Source organism: Methanothermobacter marburgensis str. Marburg, assembly GCF_000145295.1.
Taxonomy (GTDB): domain Archaea; phylum Methanobacteriota; class Methanobacteria; order Methanobacteriales; family Methanothermobacteraceae; genus Methanothermobacter; species Methanothermobacter marburgensis.
Genome location: NC_014408.1, coordinates 953028 through 971176, shown reverse-complemented (window position 1 = coordinate 971176; position 18149 = coordinate 953028). Strand labels below are relative to the sequence as shown.

General features: G+C 46.6%; 18 protein-coding genes. 11 read left to right on the top strand and 7 right to left on the bottom strand.

Features of this window, described 5'->3' with window-relative positions; all coding sequences use genetic code 11:
* The first annotated feature begins 16 nt into the window (after positions 1-16).
* Together MTBMA_RS05080 and MTBMA_RS05075 are read left to right on the top strand one after the other, a co-directional pair.
* Positions 17-1666 carry an AMP-binding protein gene (locus MTBMA_RS05080; RefSeq protein WP_013295855.1) on the top strand — a complete coding sequence of 550 codons (1650 nt, stop codon included), beginning with the start codon at positions 17-19 and terminating at the stop codon, positions 1664-1666.
* A gap of 23 nt (positions 1667-1689) precedes the next feature.
* A complete protein-coding gene (locus MTBMA_RS05075; protein ID WP_013295854.1) occupies positions 1690-4188 on the top strand; it encodes a DUF5814 domain-containing protein in 2499 nt (832 codons plus the stop codon).
* 4 nt (positions 4189-4192) lie between these two features.
* Here MTBMA_RS05075 and MTBMA_RS05070 read toward each other — a convergent pair whose 3' ends face one another.
* Together MTBMA_RS05070 and MTBMA_RS05065 are read right to left on the bottom strand one after the other, a co-directional pair.
* A complete protein-coding gene (locus tag MTBMA_RS05070; RefSeq protein WP_013295853.1) occupies positions 4193-5461 on the bottom strand; it encodes an oligosaccharide repeat unit polymerase family protein in 1269 nt (422 codons plus the stop codon).
* Positions 5462-5497: 36 nt separating this feature from the next.
* Complete coding sequence (locus MTBMA_RS05065; protein ID WP_013295852.1) at positions 5498-6259, bottom strand: hypothetical protein; 762 nt, start codon at positions 6257-6259, stop codon at positions 5498-5500.
* A gap of 311 nt (positions 6260-6570) precedes the next feature.
* On the opposite strand from MTBMA_RS05065, the gene MTBMA_RS05060 reads away from it, so the two are divergent.
* Positions 6571-8100, top strand: coding sequence for a hypothetical protein (locus MTBMA_RS05060; protein WP_013295851.1), 1530 nt, complete (start codon positions 6571-6573; stop codon positions 8098-8100).
* A gap of 95 nt (positions 8101-8195) precedes the next feature.
* Here the strand turns inward: MTBMA_RS05060 and MTBMA_RS05055 are convergent, their stop codons facing one another.
* From MTBMA_RS05055 to MTBMA_RS05045, 4 genes are read right to left on the bottom strand one after another with little or no spacing between them, the layout of a single operon-like run.
* Positions 8196-9983: a ribonucleotide reductase gene (locus MTBMA_RS05055; RefSeq protein ID WP_238523425.1), complete on the bottom strand. Its 1788-nt coding sequence runs from the start codon at positions 9981-9983 to the stop codon at positions 8196-8198.
* Entirely contained in the window at positions 9884-10315 is a 432-nt protein-coding gene (locus MTBMA_RS09240) for a ribonucleotide reductase N-terminal alpha domain-containing protein (RefSeq protein WP_187239629.1), read from the bottom strand. Before MTBMA_RS09240 ends, MTBMA_RS05055 begins: the two co-directional genes overlap by 100 nt.
* A gap of 23 nt (positions 10316-10338) precedes the next feature.
* A complete protein-coding gene (arfB, locus tag MTBMA_RS05050) occupies positions 10339-11034 on the bottom strand; it encodes a 2-amino-5-formylamino-6-ribosylaminopyrimidin-4(3H)-one 5'-monophosphate deformylase (protein ID WP_013295848.1) in 696 nt (231 codons plus the stop codon).
* Positions 11035-11037: 3 nt separating this feature from the next.
* Positions 11038-11523 (bottom strand): DUF1947 domain-containing protein, encoded by a 486-nt coding sequence (locus MTBMA_RS05045; protein WP_171770397.1) that lies wholly within the window; start codon positions 11521-11523, stop codon positions 11038-11040.
* A gap of 235 nt (positions 11524-11758) precedes the next feature.
* Here MTBMA_RS05045 and MTBMA_RS05040 point away from each other — a divergent pair, with 235 nt between their 5' ends.
* The 8 genes from MTBMA_RS05040 (at position 11759) to MTBMA_RS05010 (ending at position 17482) form a co-directional block, all read left to right on the top strand.
* A complete protein-coding gene (locus MTBMA_RS05040; protein ID WP_013295846.1) occupies positions 11759-11995 on the top strand; it encodes an LSm family protein in 237 nt (78 codons plus the stop codon).
* Positions 11996-12089: 94 nt separating this feature from the next.
* Positions 12090-12272 (top strand): 50S ribosomal protein L37e, encoded by a 183-nt coding sequence (locus tag MTBMA_RS08890; protein ID WP_013295845.1) that lies wholly within the window; start codon positions 12090-12092, stop codon positions 12270-12272.
* Positions 12273-13115 (top strand): toprim domain-containing protein, encoded by an 843-nt coding sequence (locus tag MTBMA_RS05035; RefSeq protein ID WP_013295844.1) that lies wholly within the window; start codon positions 12273-12275, stop codon positions 13113-13115.
* Between the two features lie 39 nt (positions 13116-13154).
* Positions 13155-14558, top strand: coding sequence for an amidophosphoribosyltransferase (purF, locus tag MTBMA_RS05030; protein WP_013295843.1), 1404 nt, complete (start codon positions 13155-13157; stop codon positions 14556-14558).
* Positions 14559-14637: 79 nt separating this feature from the next.
* Positions 14638-15828, top strand: a complete 1191-nt coding sequence (locus MTBMA_RS05025) for a peptidase U32 family protein (protein WP_013295842.1) — start codon at positions 14638-14640, stop codon at positions 15826-15828.
* A gap of 184 nt (positions 15829-16012) precedes the next feature.
* Positions 16013-16483, top strand: coding sequence for a CBS domain-containing protein (locus tag MTBMA_RS05020; protein ID WP_013295841.1), 471 nt, complete (start codon positions 16013-16015; stop codon positions 16481-16483).
* Positions 16484-16500: 17 nt separating this feature from the next.
* Positions 16501-17298 carry a Ni-sirohydrochlorin a,c-diamide reductive cyclase ATP-dependent reductase subunit gene (gene cfbC / locus MTBMA_RS05015; RefSeq protein WP_013295840.1) on the top strand — a complete coding sequence of 266 codons (798 nt, stop codon included), beginning with the start codon at positions 16501-16503 and terminating at the stop codon, positions 17296-17298.
* A 1-nt stretch (position 17299) separates the two neighbouring features.
* A complete protein-coding gene (locus tag MTBMA_RS05010) occupies positions 17300-17482 on the top strand; it encodes a hypothetical protein (RefSeq protein WP_048901203.1) in 183 nt (60 codons plus the stop codon).
* Here the strand turns inward: MTBMA_RS05010 and MTBMA_RS05005 are convergent.
* Positions 17479-17826, bottom strand: a complete 348-nt coding sequence (locus MTBMA_RS05005; protein ID WP_238523345.1) for a GIY-YIG nuclease family protein — start codon at positions 17824-17826, stop codon at positions 17479-17481. The genes MTBMA_RS05010 and MTBMA_RS05005 overlap by 4 nt on opposite strands.
* Positions 17827-18149 lie beyond the last annotated feature (323 nt).

Genomic DNA, 18149 nt, shown 5'->3' with positions numbered 1-18149 from the left:
TAGAAAGGGTGGATTTATGGTTTTCACTGAGGAAACAATAGGGGAATTCTTTGAGAAACAGGTTGAAAGGTACGCTGATAAGGAGTTCATAGTATACCCTGACAGGGATCTAAGGTTCACCTACAGGGAGTTCAATGAGAGGGTCAACCTCCTTGCAAAGGGCCTGTTATCCATCGGGATAAAGAAGGGTGACCACGTGGGTATCTGGGCCACCAACGTACCAGACTGGCTGACATTCCTCTTTGCAACAGCAAAGATAGGGGCGGTTCTTGTAACGGTGAACACCGCCTACAAGAGCCATGAACTTGAATATATCATGAAACAGTCTGACATGAAGGCAATAGCCATCATAGATGGTTTCAGGGACGTTGACTACGTGCAGACACTCTATGAACTGGCACATGAACTCAAAACCCAGGAGAGGGGCCACCTGAGGAGTGAAAGGTTCCCTGAACTTCGAAGCGTCATATACATAGGGGCCCAGAAGCATAGGGGGATGTACAACACCAATGAACTGATGTTCCTGGGTAAACACGTCCCTGACAGTGAACTCCGCAATGTGATGTCAACCCTCAAGAACACCGATGTCATAAACATGCAGTACACCTCGGGGACCACAGGTTTCCCCAAGGGGGTAATGCTCACCCACAGGAACATACTTAACAACGGCTACTACATCGGTGAGAGACAGAAATTCACCGAGGAGGACCGTCTGTGTCTACCGGTGCCACTATTCCACTGCTTTGGAATAGTTCTGGGGGTGCTGGCCATCCTTACACATGGGGGGACACTTGTCATGATAGAACTCTTTGACCCCCTCCTGGTACTTGCAGCGGTGGAAAAGGAGAGGTGCACCGCACTCTACGGTGTACCAACCATGTTTATAGCAGAGTTCACACACCCGATGTTTGACATGTTCGACCTTTCATCCCTCAGAACAGGGATCATGGCGGGGTCACCCTGCCCCATAGAGGCAATGAAGCGTGTCATGAATGACATGAACATGAAGGAGGTCACAATAGCCTACGGCCTCACAGAGGCATCCCCGGTCTTCACACAGACAAGTGTGGATGACCCCATCGAGAAGCGTGTCGAAACCGTTGGAACTCCCCTGCCACACATTGAGGTCAAGATAGTGGACCCTGAAACCGGCGAGGAGCTGGGCCCCGGCGAACCCGGCGAGATATGCTGCAGGGGCTACAACGTCATGAAGGGCTACTACAAGATGCCTGAGATGACAGCCGAGGCCATAGATGAGGAGGGGTGGCTCCACAGCGGCGACCTTGCGGTGACGGATGAGGACGGATACTACTCAATCGTTGGGAGAATAAAGGACATGATCATCCGGGGCGGCGAGAACATCTACCCGAGGGAGATCGAGGAGTTCCTCCACACAATGCCCGGTATAAAGGACGTGCAGGTTGTGGGGATACCCGATGAGAAGTACGGCGAAATAGTCGGTGCCTTTGTGATCAGGGAGGAAGGTGCAGATATACTCGAGGAGGATGTCAGGGACTATGCAATCCAGAGGATAGCAAGGTACAAGGTCCCGAAACATGTTTTCTTTGTTGATGAGTTCCCACTAACAGCAAGCGGGAAGGTCCAGAAGTTCAAACTTAGGGAGCTGGCAGTTGAACTCCTCAAGAAGAGGAAAGAAGGCTCCTGACCCTTAATTTTTTGAGAGATATAATGATAGTCCTGAATCGAAGGAAAAGATCAGTTGATTTTATACCTGCTGGAAGTCCCAGGGGTGCCCTTAACACCCGAAGAAAGCCAGGGTACTGGGGAAAGCTGAAAATCAAAAAAACCTCCTCTGGCCCCAGAATAGCAAGGTTCACAGTGGAGAAGGATGAAAGGGAAACCCTTAGAAAACCCTCAGAGGCCATAAAACTCCTGAGGAAACAGGCCGTGTTTCTAACAGGGCGGGATGAGGAACTTGAAGAACTGCTTGAGAATCACGGTATCAGGTACAGGTATGCAAGGGTATGCCAGCACTGCCTCCATGAGGGCTATGTGACCCTTGTGAGCTCAAAGGCATCAACGAAGCATGAGGGCCAGATCATATGCTCAAGGTGCGTTGATGAGGTAATAAGAAGGGAGCTCAAACTGGCGGGCATGGATAAATCGGCATTCAGAAACTTCAGGAGGCTGATCAGGAGGGGTGTAAGCCTTGAGAGGGTCCTTGAGATGATGTCCCCCCGCTTCGACCCGCTGGCGAACCATGAACTGACACTCTATGATATGGTGACGGCAACAGCAGACAGAACACCAAAGGTGCCCATTGACAGGCTTGAGCTTCCTGAGAAATTTAAGCGGATTCTAAGAAGAGAGGGCAGCAGGGTGCTGAGGCCAGTGCAGGTCCTTGCAGTTGATGCTGGTCTCCTTGAGGGCGCTAGTCTTATGGTTGTATCTGCGACAGCCAGTGGAAAGACCCTTGTGGGGGAACTTGCAGGTATCCCCCGGGCGATGAGGGGTGAAAGGTTCATCTACCTCACACCACTCGTTGCCCTTGCAAACCAGAAGTACAGGGACTTTAAGAAGAGATACTCTTCACTTGGACTCAAAACAGCCATAAAGGTTGGTATGAGCAGGATAAAGGCAAAGGGTGAGCTGAGGATTCCCGATACCGATATAGCCGATGCGGATATAATAGTTGGTACCTACGAGGGGATCGACTACATCCTGAGGTCAGGGAAGGCAGGTATCCTCGGCGATGTGGGCGTGGTGGTGGTTGATGAGATACATACCCTTGAGGATGAGGAGAGGGGAGCAAGACTTAACGGCATGATATGGAGGATAAAAAGGTTATTCCCGAACGCCCAGATCATAGCACTCTCTGCAACAGTCAAAAACTCCGCGGAAATAGCATCAGATTTTGGTCTGAAGCTGGTTGAATATGATAAAAGGCCAGTGCCACTTGAAAGACACCTCATATTCTCAAGGAGCGGTGAGGAAAAGAAGAACATCATACTGGGGCTTGCAGAACGCGAGTTCTCTTCGAAGTCAAGGAAGGGGTTCCAGGGACAGACAATAATATTCACAAATTCCCGCAGGAAAACCAGGATCATTGCAGAGTACCTCACAAGGAACAGGGTCAGTGCAGCAGCATATCATGCAGGTTTATCCTACTCTGAAAGGCAGCGGATAGAGAAGGCCTTTGCATCCCAGAAACTCGCCGCAGTTGTCACCACAGCGGCACTTGCAGCGGGAGTGGACTTTCCGGCATCACAGGTTATATTTGAAACTCTCCTCATGGGTAACCGCTGGCTCACCCCCAATGAGTTTTCACAGATGCTTGGACGTGCAGGCAGACCATCCTACCATGACCGGGGAGTTGTCTATGTTCTTGCAGAAATTGGCATGGAATTTGATGGTGATTCCGAGGAGTCTGTGGCCCTTGAGCTCCTTGAAAGCGGTCCTGAACCTGTTGAGGTTCAACATACAGATGAAAACATTCTTGAAAATCTTCTGGCGGATATAACCTCGGGGGCCATTGAATCAGAGCATGATATCACCCCTGATGTGCCATGGACCATGGGTGGAGACATGGCGCTTGATTTCCTTGAGTCATCTGATCTTATAAGCAGGAAAGGAGAACTCAGGGCAACTGATTATGGGATGGCCGTCTCCAGATCATTTCTAAATGTGGAGGATGCGGAGTACATAAGGAGGAACCTCAAATCCAGTAAAAAGCCTCTTGATATTGCGGTTGAACTTGAACCATTTGAGGGCGCGTATCTCTCAGGAAGAATGCATAGAGGATTAACGAGGGCAGTTGGCGCCAATGTTTCAATCCGATTGACAGCGGATTCAACCCTTGATATAATATCCAATGGGGATAATCTCATAAAACTTGATAAAAATCTACAGGAGGCTGTTCTTGGAATACAGATGGATTTTCTTTCCTGTGAATGCATGGACAGACCCTTCTGTGGGTGTATTCAGCGAAAATTATCGGAATATATACTTTGGGAGAGAATGAGTGGCAGGGACCCCAGGGATATAAGTAAGGGGCTTCTCTCAAGATATCAGATTCAGGCGTATCCTGGAGATGTTTTCAGCTGGCTTGACAAAATGGTGAGAACAGTTGAGTCCATTGGAAGGGTTGCCTCTGCATTTAAAGAGAGAATTATTTTGAAGGAATGTTCAGGTATTGCGAGGGCCATCGAAAAGGGTAAACGTATTTAGAACATTATAAATTTAGATATATATTGTAAAGGTATACGATAGCTGCAGATAGGATATAAATCACCACAAGCTGATCAAGGATTCCGGTTTCAACTGAGATGAGACAGTAGGCCATAATAAGGGAGTAGAGCATGACATAAAAGGAATCCCTTGTTTTTTGCATTATTCTGTAGCCCAACCCTAAAATTAAGCCAAGCAAACTCATTCCAGCTGCCACACCAGCTGTGCCGAATTCCACGATCATCTGTCCAAATATTGTGGGCGTGATTGTAACTCCTGTCCTCCAGCAGATCAGTTTCCCGATTAGTGTTCTTGGTCCACTGCCAAGGCCGGGAACCATACTCAAGGTTAATTTACCATGCATAACGCCAGTCATCCCTGAAAGGGTGGATAATCTGTCGAGCACACCCATTGTGAAGGCAGCCCGCATCTGTAAAAACGTTAAAGCGCTCAAGTTACTTAAGGAATACTCCTCGACTGATCTGAAATAACCTATACCCATGATTACAAGTAAAGTCACCATCAAGAAACCCAGGACTTCCCATACTTCAAATAACTCTGTGTAATAGCCCATTATGACAGTTATGAGAATAACTGCAACAAGGGGTGTTCTGTACCCAAGTAAAGCCAGGAGAAAAATGCAGATTATGTTCAGAATCATGACTCTAAACCTAGCAGCTGGTCTCTCTATACGCTTCTTCTGCATTTCATCTATTATGTAAGATGATAGCAGTGCTGTTCCAGGAATCATTAAAAAAGAGGGAATAGTTAATCTGGGGTTGAGGAGATATCTCAGGGCGGGTTTCATGAGAGGAATGCCATTCACGGATGTGATGGTTATGGCGAAAAAGGCGAAGCCAATAAGAAAGAGGGTAAGGCCAATTGATCTTATATCTTCCCTGTCAACTTTCAAGTATCTGTTTCCCCTCAAAATTCTGTCGGGTATTACCATTGAAAAAACAAAGAAACATACAAAACCAGTTATTATGTTAACATGCAGGAGCCCTGTGACAGGAATGGCAGCGAGGCCCATGAATACTGAGAAAAACACGATGAAAGCTGGAGGTGAAAATATGTGGTTTCTAAGTATTCTGCTCTTTTTGAGGAAATTCATAAAATTACTTGAAGGGAATATCCTCCTGAAAAAGCTCTTTAACCATATTTCTTCAACAGTTAGAAAGACTCCCAGCATTAATTTGAATATCAATGCTTTCCTGACGTTAAATTCCACCTTTCTGCATAGATTCCTTGCTGCATTGTAAAGATGACTCATAAAAGATACCTGCGAAGTTTATACTGTGCTAAAAGTTTATAATGTGCTAAGATTAATTACCTTAATGACCTTGTAGCGGCTTTTTATTTTTTCTAGGACATTACTGTCTGCATTGTATACTCTTATTGTTATGAAATCTGTCTGGCCATCTAGATCTCCTAGAACTTCATCAGATATTTTTATGGCCTCGGGAGTTGCCTGGAGGATCTCTATTCTACCATTTTGGATGTCCAGGGTTATTGATACATGCTTTTCTCTGCTGTACAGTTCTCTTGAAAGCTCCTGAAATCTTGATACGTCCACATTGCTTATGGGTATGTTTGTTGTCATTTCATACCTTGAGGGAATATCAAGGAGCAGATCAGACATTCTCTGGATTTTTATGGGTTCTATGATAATATCAGTGGCGTTCTGGGTTCCCGTAGCTTCCAGTGTTATTGAGTCTATGTAATAATCTGCGAATTTGTCCTGGTATTCCCCTGCAAGTATTTTTTTTCCACTGACATTCATGAGAACTTCTACCCTCCCATTGATGGTTCCCACCCATAGAACCTCACCATATATTACCCCTCTTTTCTGTGTTAAGGAGTTATAACCATTGATTTTACTGTTAATGATTTTTCCCTTACTGTAGAGATCGTTGTACTTTATCTGGACTTTGGTCATCTCTGAAGAATCGAATGTGAATGTCTGTATGTTTGAATCAATATCTGAGGTTTTAAGAAATCCGTATAAAACAAGTGAAGCGAGGAATAAAATGATTGCGACATCGATCACGGTTAATTTACCGATTTTCATTTTTTATCTCTCCCATTCCAGTATTCTAGCAGTTGCTTGTCACTAAATTGCAGAAATTTAAGAGTCTGCAGCTACAGTTGAAGACATTTAGACTTGAGTAAATATTAACTTTCTAGTTATTTAACTTATGATGTGGATTAACTTTTCATATTGATATAGATTTAATACCATACTTCTCTTGATCTGCGATTAACTGCTTGCACAACCACAACAAATTCCACATTGAAGAAGAAAAACTTAAATGCCGTCGGTAATAGACCTTATTTAAAATATAACATGATCACAACTTCCTTATGAAGGAGGATTATTAAATGGAAAATTCAAATCGGAGAGTACTATACCTTGTACCGTCATTCATAGTATTCCTAATGGCTCTTATGGTAACTTTCAAGCACCCATGGCCAGTTGGGTGGGATATATTCTACCATATTCATCTGGCAAAGGTTTACATGTTAAATGGTTTAACATTTTTTGATCCTGTTTACAATGCACCTGAGGGAGCTATTATTAACTACCCACCAGTTTTTCACATGACACTTCTTGCACTGGCATATCTCTTTAGAATGAACATGTTTGATGTGGCAAGGATAATACAGCCATTTTTGGCATGTCTTGTTGCTTTATCAGTTACTCTGGTTGCCTCAAGGTTCTATGAGGATAAAATCGTGGGTTTAGCTGCAGGTTTAATACTTTTCTCAGGAGCAATTGCAATGAGGCTTGTTTCACCATTGCCAGAGAATATGGCGCTTATATTCCTTCCTTTAAGTATTTACTTTTACTATGAATTCTTTAAAGAGGATAAATTACTCTCTTCATTCATATCAGGAGTTTTAATGGGCATCGTTGCACTTATACACCCAGCTGCAACCTTTTGCCTTGGCTTTGCAATTACCTTCATCACAGCCGGAATTATAATAACTGAACTCTACTTTAAAAGAGATGTCGGTATCATAAAAAAGGCTTTGAAAGGTTATGGGATCCTGATTATGACTGCGGGCTTAATTGCAGCGGTATGGTGGGCACCGGCATTTTACCTTAAAAGTACTGGTGGACCTGGTGGTGTAAGCACATCACTACAGACTTCAAGAAACCTCAGTATAATGAAATATCCTGATCTCTTGGGTTACCTTGTTATAGTACTATCTCTTGTTGGTCTCACACCCTCCATTAAAAGATTCGGTTTAAGAGATCGTTTTATACTTTTATGGGTTATTTCGATGTTCCTTCTCTCAAAGGCATACTACTTTGGGGTTAATGTCATAACCTATAGGGTACTCATCTACATAATGATTCCTATGAGCATTCTGGCGGCTCATGGGTTAAGATACACTGCAGAAATCATTGAAACTAAAAATAAAAATATTGCATGCATTTTAATGGCAGCTGTACTTTTATTTGCTGTTTTCCAAGGGTTCAGCAACCTATCAAGTACAGAAGTTGTTGATTATGGTGCTATGACATCTCATGGAAGAATTAAGATCGCGCCTCCCACACCTTCAGAAGTTGAACTTGCAGAATGGTTCAGCCAGCAGGATAAAGGGGGCACCATTTCAATGTCAAATTATTTCGCAGCAGGGTTCATAATGGCTTATACAAACAGACCCGTGAATCCTTTATTATATGAGAAACCTGAAATCCCTCAGAGGAATGAGCTGACTAAAAATGGAATCGTTTTTCTGGTATTTGATAAAAGACTTAGGGCGAACGGAAATTTCACTTTTGATGCTTCCAGCAGTTTTCTCTTCTATAATCCATCAAAGGTTGATGTATCAAGCCTGAAATACCCTTATCTTGAGAAGGTTTATGAGAACAGCGACTTTGTTGTCTACAGGGTGGTCTAGCTGAATGAGAAAGGTTATATATACTGTCCACTAGATCAAAATAGGGAGGATTTAGGGTTTGTAGTGTCCATTTTATCACCTTGAAATCCTCCTCATCAATTGGGGCAGGTCATATCCCGGCATGACCCTGCATATTCAGGAAACCTCAGGACCTCATTCATTTTGCTTCCATACCTGTAGATGGTTATGCCCTTGCATCCAAGTTCATATGCTGCCCCGAATACCCTCTCAGCGTCATTTATGGATGCATCAGGCGGCAGATTAACGGTTTTTGAGACGGCGTTATCCACATGGCGCTGGAAGGCAGCCTGCATCTTAACATGAAAGACAGGGTCGATTTCATGGGCTGTTACGAAGAGCCTCCTGATTTTTCCTGGAACCCCTGACACCCCATGCAGAGTGCCCTTTGATATTATCATTTCAAATGTATCCCTTTTCAGCCGCCCCCTTGCGATTCTTTCAAATAGGGGATTGTTTTCGGTGAATTTTCTGCCCAGAATGTTTCTTGTGAATGAAACCGCAAAGAGGGGTTCGATCCCGCTGCTTGTACCTGCTATTATGCTGAGGGAACCTGTGGGTGCAATGGTTGTCAGTGTGGCGTTTCTCATCCCCTCGAACCCCATTTTATCCCACATGCTCCCTGAAAATTCCGGAAACGACCCCCTCTCAGCTGCAAGATCAGATGAGGCCCTCCTAGCTTCACCCTCTATGAAGGACATGACCCGCTCAGCCACCCCAAGAGCCTCCCCTGAATTGTAGGGCACACCCAGCTTTATGAGCATATCAGCGAATCCCATTACACCAAGGCCGATCTTCCTTGTCTTCAGCGTCATCTCCCTGACCTCAGGGAGCGGGTAGCTGTTGACGTCTATGACGTTGTCAAGGAAGTGCACCGCTGTATGGACGGTTCTTCTGAGTCTTTCCCAGTTCACACCTGAAGCTGAGACCATTAATGAGAGGTTGATTGACCCGAGGTTACATGACTCATAGGGGAGTAGGGGCTGCTCACCGCAGTTGTGGACAATGAAACCGTTGGCATTGAAGGCATTTGCACCTGCAACACAGGCATCATAGACATCCTCATAACCATTACTTTTGAGGGAGAGAAATGTGGAGAACCTCTCCCCTGAGTTAAAACTGCTCCCCGAGTCCATAACAAGCATATCACCCCTTTCAAGGTCGCAGGCGGCCTTCCATACTGGTTTATCCTCCATTACGAGCACCGGGTGATCATGGGTCAACTTTAAACTGTAACCCTCCCTGGTTTTAAGCTCAAAAACCTCTCTGTAACCTGTTTTAAAGAACCCTGAAGTGGAGGGATACTCTGAGCCATTGACAACCGCCATGAATGCTCTGCCCTCAAGTTCATTTACCGGGAGGGGACCCTCTGAGGTCATTATCAGGGTGTCACTGGATATGCATGGGTTGGTTGCCTCTATCCTTCCAAGGGAGGGTGTCGGGTTGCGCCGGTTTATCCTGTCCTCGAATATCATTCCGGGGTCCCCTGACCTCCAGGCGGCCTTCACAATCCTCTTGAATATCTCCCTGGATGGTACTGAGTCAACGGTTTCACCCGTCCTGGGGTTTATGAGGTCAATCTTCCTGTCCTCCATGAACCTGTCAGGGACCGAAACAGAGAGGTTGAAGTTTCTGAGGGGCCCCTCTGATGTCTTGGCCTCTATGAATCCGAATATGTCGGGGTGGCTGACATGGAGCACCCCCATATTGGCCCCACGTCTCCGTCCACCCTGCTTTATAACCTCAACTGCAACGTCGAATACCCTCATGAATGACACGGGACCTGAGGCCACGCCCATCGTCGATGCAACGGTGTCCCCCCTTGGTCTGAGTCTGGAAAATGAGAATCCAACGCCCCCCCTGATTTGTGGATTATTGCCATGTTCCTGAGGGATTCGAATATGCTCTCAATTGAATCATCAACAGGGAGGACAAAACATGCTGAGAGCTGGTTTATGGGCGTACCTGCATTCATGAGGGTGGGTGAATTCGGGAGGAACTCAAGATTCCGCATAACCGAATAGAAGAGTTCCTCTGTCTCATAGCTGTCGAAACCATACATCTCATCTGCAGATGCAACTGCACGGGCAACCCTCCTGAACATCTCCTCAGGGGTCTCTACAACCTCACCCCTTTCGTTCTTCAGGAGGTACCTCTCCTCAAGTACCTTCAGGGCGGTTTTTGTTAAATTTATCATCATTAAGAGTTATATGAAGCCATTTATGGTAGCATCTCCAGGAGCTCCCTGACATCGGATATGACACTCTCGATGGCATCATCAAGTATTCTCTGGCCAAGAACAGGGTCAGGGTTTATACCCTCCTTTTCACAGATTCTTGCGGCCCTATCAATCCCCTTATTGGCCTCTCTGGCCTCCCTGAGGCCTATCATTCCTATTTCGGGATACAGTTCTGGTCTGCATTCCCCGAGTCTCGTGAGGTCCGCTATGCCCAGTATGATTCCAGCGGACACCTCACCGCTTCCTGCGTGGGGACCCTCAATTTCAACGATTCTGTTATTCCAGATTATCTCCATGTCAAGTTCATCCATGAGATCCTCAACGCAGTCCTCAAGCTGGTTTCCGCCATGACCATTTACGATAACAGCTGCGTCGATGTTCAGGCGTTTCCTGGCCTTTCTCAGGACTGGTTTCAGGTCCCCTTCCAGAAGTTCATCCCTTTCAATATGGATGCCGTGCTTAACGTATGGAAACTCGGTTGCACCGTAGATTACCCCCAGGAACTTCGCCCCTGTTCTGAGGGACGCCTCCAGGGCCACATATGATGCTATCTTGGCATCGGTGTCGATTGGGAGGGCCGGGCCGTGGTTCTCAAGGTGTGACCCCAGGGCGAGTATACCCACCCTGTGAACATCCCCTGAGATTACGTTACCGGCATCAAGGTTGAGTTCAACCACCCTTCACACCTCTAGGTTCCATATTGCATCTCCAATGTGGTGTATGGTTTTGATGGCCTTTCCAGAGTCATTTTCTATCATTTCAGGTCCGCTTATGAGGCTTATTCCCACTGCAAGGGGTTTTCGGTGTTTTTCGTCCACCACGATAACGATGTCATCTCTTTCAATTTCAGGGTCAGCATCAACTATGCCTGGACTCATCACATCGGCCCCGTTTGCAAGGAACCTCACGGCCCCCATATCAACCACCACATAACCCTTTTCTATATCCTTCATATGGATGGCTCCCCTCAGGGTGGGAACGACCCTTTCATCCATGAACATGAGGAGCGGCTCTCCATTGATGAGTATTATGTCGTTTTCATCTGTTTCTATTATCTCAACGGTGGCCTTTCTGGGTATGAGCAGGGAGAATTCCCCTATCTGGTCGAGAATCTCCTTCATCTTCTTTTTCTTTATATGGTACCTCTTTTTGATCTTCACATTCACACCCTGGAAATTTCATGAGAACCTTACATATCTATATGGTTTAATCCATTAAACCAGTTTACCCTCTAATCTGCAATCACCTTTATTTAAAGAGTAAGATTTATGCCATTATCGTTGTGAGAAAACTTATATACTAGTAAAATAGAAAAATGGAGTATCTGACTGGAAGATTCTGGCTTGTTAGTTAGATTTAAATATAATCTGACCATATTTTAATCTAGGATAGGTGATAGATGTGAGTTCACAGAGAGTTAACGTACAGAGACCACTTGATGCTTTGGGCAATTCACTGAATTCCCCTGTGATCATCAAACTTAAGGGTGACAGGGAATTCAGGGGAGTTTTAAAAAGCTTTGATCTCCATATGAACCTCGTGCTGAATGATGCAGAGGAACTGGAGGACGGAGAGGTTACAAGGAGGCTCGGAACCGTCCTTATACGTGGAGATAACATAGTCTACATATCCCCGTAGGGTGATCCGGGAATACAGCTTTGATTTATATATGAATAAAGAAAGCATATATTTAAATTAACAAGTTTTAACTGATTTTCAGGAGGATTAGAACATGAAAGGTACTCCATCATTTGGTAAGCGTAACAAGAATCTCCATATAAGGTGCAGGCGCTGCGGTAAGAACTCATACCACGTGCGTAAGAAGGTATGTGCAGCATGCGGCTTCGGGAAATCACGCCGTATAAGGCGCTACAGCTGGCAGAATAAAAAAATTACAGGCCAAAGGTTGAAATAAATGGATAACAAGGGCCCTGTTGATGTGCGGATAATTGTTGAGGGAGCCTCTGACGTTGAGAGTGTTTCAAGGGCACTGCAGAGGGTATCCCTCGGCGCCAAATACCATATAACCATATCATCCATAGTGCCAACAACAAGCCTTGAAATAGCCATGAGGGCTGTTGAGGGCGCGGATATTGTCCTCATAGCCACTGACGTTGACCAGACAGGACGGGAACTGGCTGATAAATTCCGCGAAGCCCTTAAGGGCCACGTTGGGCATATTGAGAGGATGAAACTCCCCTATGGTCATGACGTCGAGTACCTCGACCCTGACCTCATAAGGGAGGAAATAGAAAACGCCATCATAAGGGCCGGACTCCAGACACTCTCAGGTGTGAAAAATCTGAGGAACATGAAGGAGAGCCTTGAAGAGTGTCAGGAGAGGCTTAATGAACTGGTAGCCGAAAACAGTGCCCTCAGGGATGAAAATATTAAACTCCTCGGTGAAGTTGAGGATGGTGAGAGGGAAGCAGAATCCCTCAAAGAGGAGATAAAGGTCCTCGAGGAGAAATTAAAGGTCCTCGAGGAGGATTATTCCCGGATCAAAACTCGTTTTTCTGAAATTAAAGATAAGGAACTTCTTGAGACCTTCTCAATAGGGGAACTCTGGAGCGAAACCTTTGGAGAGGAACCAGATGACCCTGAGAAGATTTATTTTGTAACTGATCACATCAAACCTGAAGGCATAATCCTTGGCCAGGGCTTCATCGCGGCACCATCAAGGGAGGATGCTGTTGAGTGGCTTAGAATAGTTAAATCGGCCCTGGTGTTCACTGAAACCGATGATGAATCATCCTAGACCCGGGAACTTAAAACCTTCTTGTTGGGAGAATCTGAAGTGAGAGACAAATGTGGTATTGTAGGGATTTACTCACAGGATAAAAACATCAGCGTGGCCTCCCAGATCTACTATGCACTCTATGCCCTTCAGCATCGGGGGCAGGAATCCGCAGGGATCTCAACATTCAATGGCTCCGAAATGTTGACCCACCGGGGCATGGGACTTGTCTGTGACGTCTTCAACCCTGAGAAACTGGATGAGCTCGATGGAACTGTTGGTATAGGTCATGTCCGTTACTCAACCACCGGTGAATCCAGGATTGAGAATTCTCAGCCATTCTGGAGCGAATTTCAGGGGGGTAAAATCGCCATAGCCCACAACGGTGACATAATAAATTCAATGGAACTTCGGGATGAACTGGAGGATGAGGGTCACTCATTCATATCAACCACGGATTCAGAGGTGATATGCCACCTTCTGAGCAGGGAATATGAAAAAAGACCCAACATGATAGGTGCCATAAAGAGGGTTTCAGAGCAGCTTGTCGGGTCCTACTCCCTCGTGGTCCTCTTCAATGGGGATCTCTACGTTATAAGGGACCCTGTTGGTATAAAGCCCCTGGCATTTGCAAGGAAGGGAAACACCCAGATGGTTGCCTCTGAAACCGTTGCCTTTGATGTTATAGGGGCCGAGCATGTGAGGGATGTTCAGCCAGGGGAGATACTGCACCTCAACAGGGGCAAGTCCTACTGGGTTGCCAATGCCCCCAACACCCGGAGGGCCCACTGCATGTTTGAGTACGTCTACTTTGCAAGACCCGACAGCGTCATAGACGGCCGCAACGTCTACAGGGTACGGCTCAGTATAGGGGAGGCCCTTTACCGTGAACACCCCGCTGATGCCGATGTGGTTGTACCTGTACCTGACTCCTCCATTCCGGCCGCCATAGGTTACTCCCGTGCATCAGGGATACCCTACGGTGAGGGGCTCATAAAGAACAGGTACGTTGGACGCACATTCATAATGCCCACACAGGAGGAACGTGAAACAGCGGTTAAACTCAAGATGAACCCCATAAGGTCGGAACTTGAGGGTAAGAGGATAGTGCTCATCGATGACAGCATAGTGAGGGGCACGACCTCCAGGGCACTCATTGACATAATCAGGGATGCCGGGGCAGAGGAGATACACCTGCGTATAGGATGCCCCCCCATAAAGTCGCCCTGCTATTATGGTATAGCCATGGCTACCCGTAAGGAGCTTATAGCATCAAGCAGGGATGTTGAGGAGATAAGGAAGATAATAGGGGTTGATTCCCTGGGTTATCTGAGTATCGAGTCACTTGTTGAATCTATAGGCATCAAAAAGGGGTTCCTCTGCACGGGATGCCTTGATGGGGACTACCCGACACCTCTTCCCTCAGATATAGATGAATATGAGGCAATGAGGTCCTGCCTCTAGTTCCCGTATAAAAATTTTAATGTGATCAAGATGTCCTTCACTTTTTCTGGCTTCGATAAATCTTTCCAATGTGGTTTAAATGCCTGAGCTCCTATCACCAGCCGGTGACTTCCCATCGCTGATGGCAGCCCTTAAGTCAGGCGCTGATGCGGTTTACGTGGGCCTTGAGGGCTGTAACATGAGGGCAAGGGCTGGTAATTTCAGCATCGGTGAAATTGCTGAAGCAGCGGAGGTAGCCCACAGCTACGGCGCAGGGCTCTATGTATGCACAAACACGGCCCTCAGGGACTCTGATATTGAGAGACTTGAGAGATTATTCCCTGAGGTTTACTCTGCAGGTGCTGATGCGGTGATAGCCTCTGACCTTGCGGCTGTGGAACTTGCATCTGAATGCGGCCTGGACGTCCATGTCAGTGTACAGGCGAATGTTACAAATACAAGGACGCTGAGGATACTGGGGGAGATGGGAGCCACAAGGGCCATACTCTCAAGGGAGCTCTCCCTTCGTGAGATCTCAGAGATTGCAGCAGCTTCACCCATTGAAATCGAGGTTTTTGTCCATGGGGCCCTATGCACAGCAATATCAGGGAGATGCTACCTCAGCTCCCATCTTTATGGTAGAAGTGCCAACTGCGGGGACTGCCTTCAGCCATGCAGGAAGAGGTGGAGGCTGGTATCTGAGGATGGAGAATTCGACCTTGAGGTGACCCCGGGGGGTGATGTAAGGAGTTACATCCTGAGTCCGAGGGACCTCTGCATGGTTGAACATATACCTGAACTGCTGGATGCCGGTGTCGACGCCCTTAAAATAGAGGGTCGTGGGAGGGCGGCGGATTACGTTGCGACCGTCACATCGGTGTACAGGGAGGCAATTGACACCCACCTCTCAGGTGAGTGGAGTTTTGATTCCAGGTGGCTTGATAGACTTGAAGGTGTCTTTAACCGCGGGTTTGGTACAGGGTTATACTTCTCTGAGCCAGACACCGGTAGCAAGGGTAACGTCTCCAGTTATGTGAAGCAGGATGTGGGGGAGGTTGTTAACTACTACAGGAAGGTGGGGGCCGCCGAAGTGAGACTGTGGAGGCCACTTGAGGTTGGGGATGAGATCATAATACAGGGCAGAACAACGGGGGCCCTCATACAGCGTGTTGAGTCCCTTCAGGTTGATGGCAATCCCGTGGAAAGTGTTGAATCTGGCAGGGCGGGTCTTCTAGTGGAGGACAGGGTCCGACCGGGGGACCTCGTATACCGGAGGGTTAGAAGGGATTGATATAATCTGTATTCATATCTGTCTCTGATGTGTGTTGTTGTTTTTGATGTGTGGCCCCGTGAATTACATCCTTTATCTGATCTTTTAGCTACCTGGAAACGTGGTATCCCATTCTGTCCATGGTATCCGTCGGTAACTGTTATTTTTAAAAGTGATGCTCCACATATTAAAGAGGGGTGAGTTAATGATAAGGGTAAAGGATGCCATGCAGACCGAGGTCATAACAGTTAAGAGGAACAGTAAGATACATGATGCTGCACGGATACTGAGGGAGAACAGGATCAGCGGGGCCCCTGTTGTTGATGATGAGGGTAAACTCGTGGGTGTTATCAGTGAGGGAGATATAATGAGGCTGATTGAGGTCCATTCACCCAGTCTGAACCTCCTCATGCCATCACCCCTGGACCTGCTTGAACTTCCAGTTAGAATGAAACATGAATACGATGAGATAGCAAAGGGAATCAGGAAGGCTGCCATGATGCGGGTTGAGGAGATAATGACGGATAGGGTTGTAACGGTGCACCCCGATGCATCCGTCTCTGACGCCGCGGAACTCATGGACAGGCATGATATAAAGAGGCTTCCTGTGGTTGAGGATGATGAGCTGGTGGGTATCATAACAAGGGGCGATATAATAGGTGCATTTGTTAAGTGATGAAAACCGGTGTCTCAATGAAGAGGATAGCGATCTACGGTAAGGGTGGTATAGGGAAGTCCACAATCGTATCGAATATGGCCGCAGCCTATTCCTCTCATCACAGGGTACTCGTCATAGGCTGTGATCCAAAGGCGGATACAACCAGGACACTCTACGGTGAAAGGCTCCCCGCAGTACTTGATGTCCTCAGGGAGAACCGTAAACCTGACGCCTCTGAGGTTATCCATGAGGGTTTTGGCGGTGTTAGGTGTGTGGAGTCAGGGGGGCCTGAACCCGGTGTTGGATGTGCCGGGAGGGGGGTGATCGTTGCAATGAACCTCCTTGAAAAACTTGGTGTATTCGAGGAGGAAATTGATGTCATCATATACGATGTCCTCGGTGATGTGGTCTGTGGGGGATTCGCGGTGCCACTCCGTGAGGAATTTGCAGATGAGGTCTATATAGTAACCTCCGGGGAGTACATGTCCCTTTACGCTGCAAACAATATTGCAAGGGGTATAAGGAAACTGAGGGGTAAACTTGGGGGTGTCATCTGTAACTGCCGTGGCATCAGAAATGAGGTTGATATTGTATCTGAATTCGCCTCAAGGATAGGTTCACGTGTTATTGGTGTGGTCCCAAGAAGCTCCCTTGTTCAGGAGAGTGAAATTGAGGCGAAAACCGTGATTGAGAGCTTCCCTGAATCTGAACAGGCAGAGGTTTACAGGAAACTGGCAGATGAGGTTTACCTTAACACGGAATTCGTGGTACCTGAACCCATGGACCCTGAGGAGTTTGAGGAGTTCTTCAGAAAATTCAGGGGAGATGATTGATATGGAGAGGTATATTCAGCTCGGGCTCTTCCACCTTCTGGTGGGTGCTGTGATGGTTCTCATGGCAGTCTGGGCACTGTACCCTGCAAGCACCATGGGATATGAACCCGTGTGGCATGCGGCCCTGAAAATCATATTCGGAGCCCTTATGATGGGCGCTGGATTTAAACTTTTAAGGGTCTAGATTTCATCCCATTTTTCCGGGACGGCACCCAGCTCCCTGAATGCCCTTTCAACGGCTTTCTCAGCTTCATCTCTGGTTTTGAAGTGGTGGAGATGTGACTTGCATCTGCAGTCGGAGCATCCGAAGCCCCTGATGGAGTCTTCCCCCTCAAGTTTTTCTGAAACTGCACATTCGAGTCTCCTCTTATCTGTGGAGTAGAGAACCCCCACAACCTCTGCATCACTCAGGAGGTAGTCTATGTGCCATCTTCTCCTTTTTTCAGCCCTCAGATGTCTTCTTATTCTAGCCTCAAGTGAACCAAAACCTGATCCAACGTACACGTAGTAGCCTGGAGGAAACCTCATAGTACCCAGACCTCCAGTTCTGGTTTCGGTTCCACGGCACCTTATGATAAGACAGTACGTACCCTTCATGCTGACTCCATAATAATTTTAATATTTATATTATCAATCAACCACTTTCATTCCAGGTTGCAGTAATAAATCTGCATGTTATTATCATTGCAAGAAATTTTTAGTAAAATTTATATTTTTTCATAATTTAATTATATTCTGGTTTCTGCAGGGCACCAATGTATTGGGGGTGATACCATGGCAGTGGCAAAATGGTTGCTTTACATAATTGGTATAATACTGGTAATTATGTATACTGGGCTACCTTGGGGTCC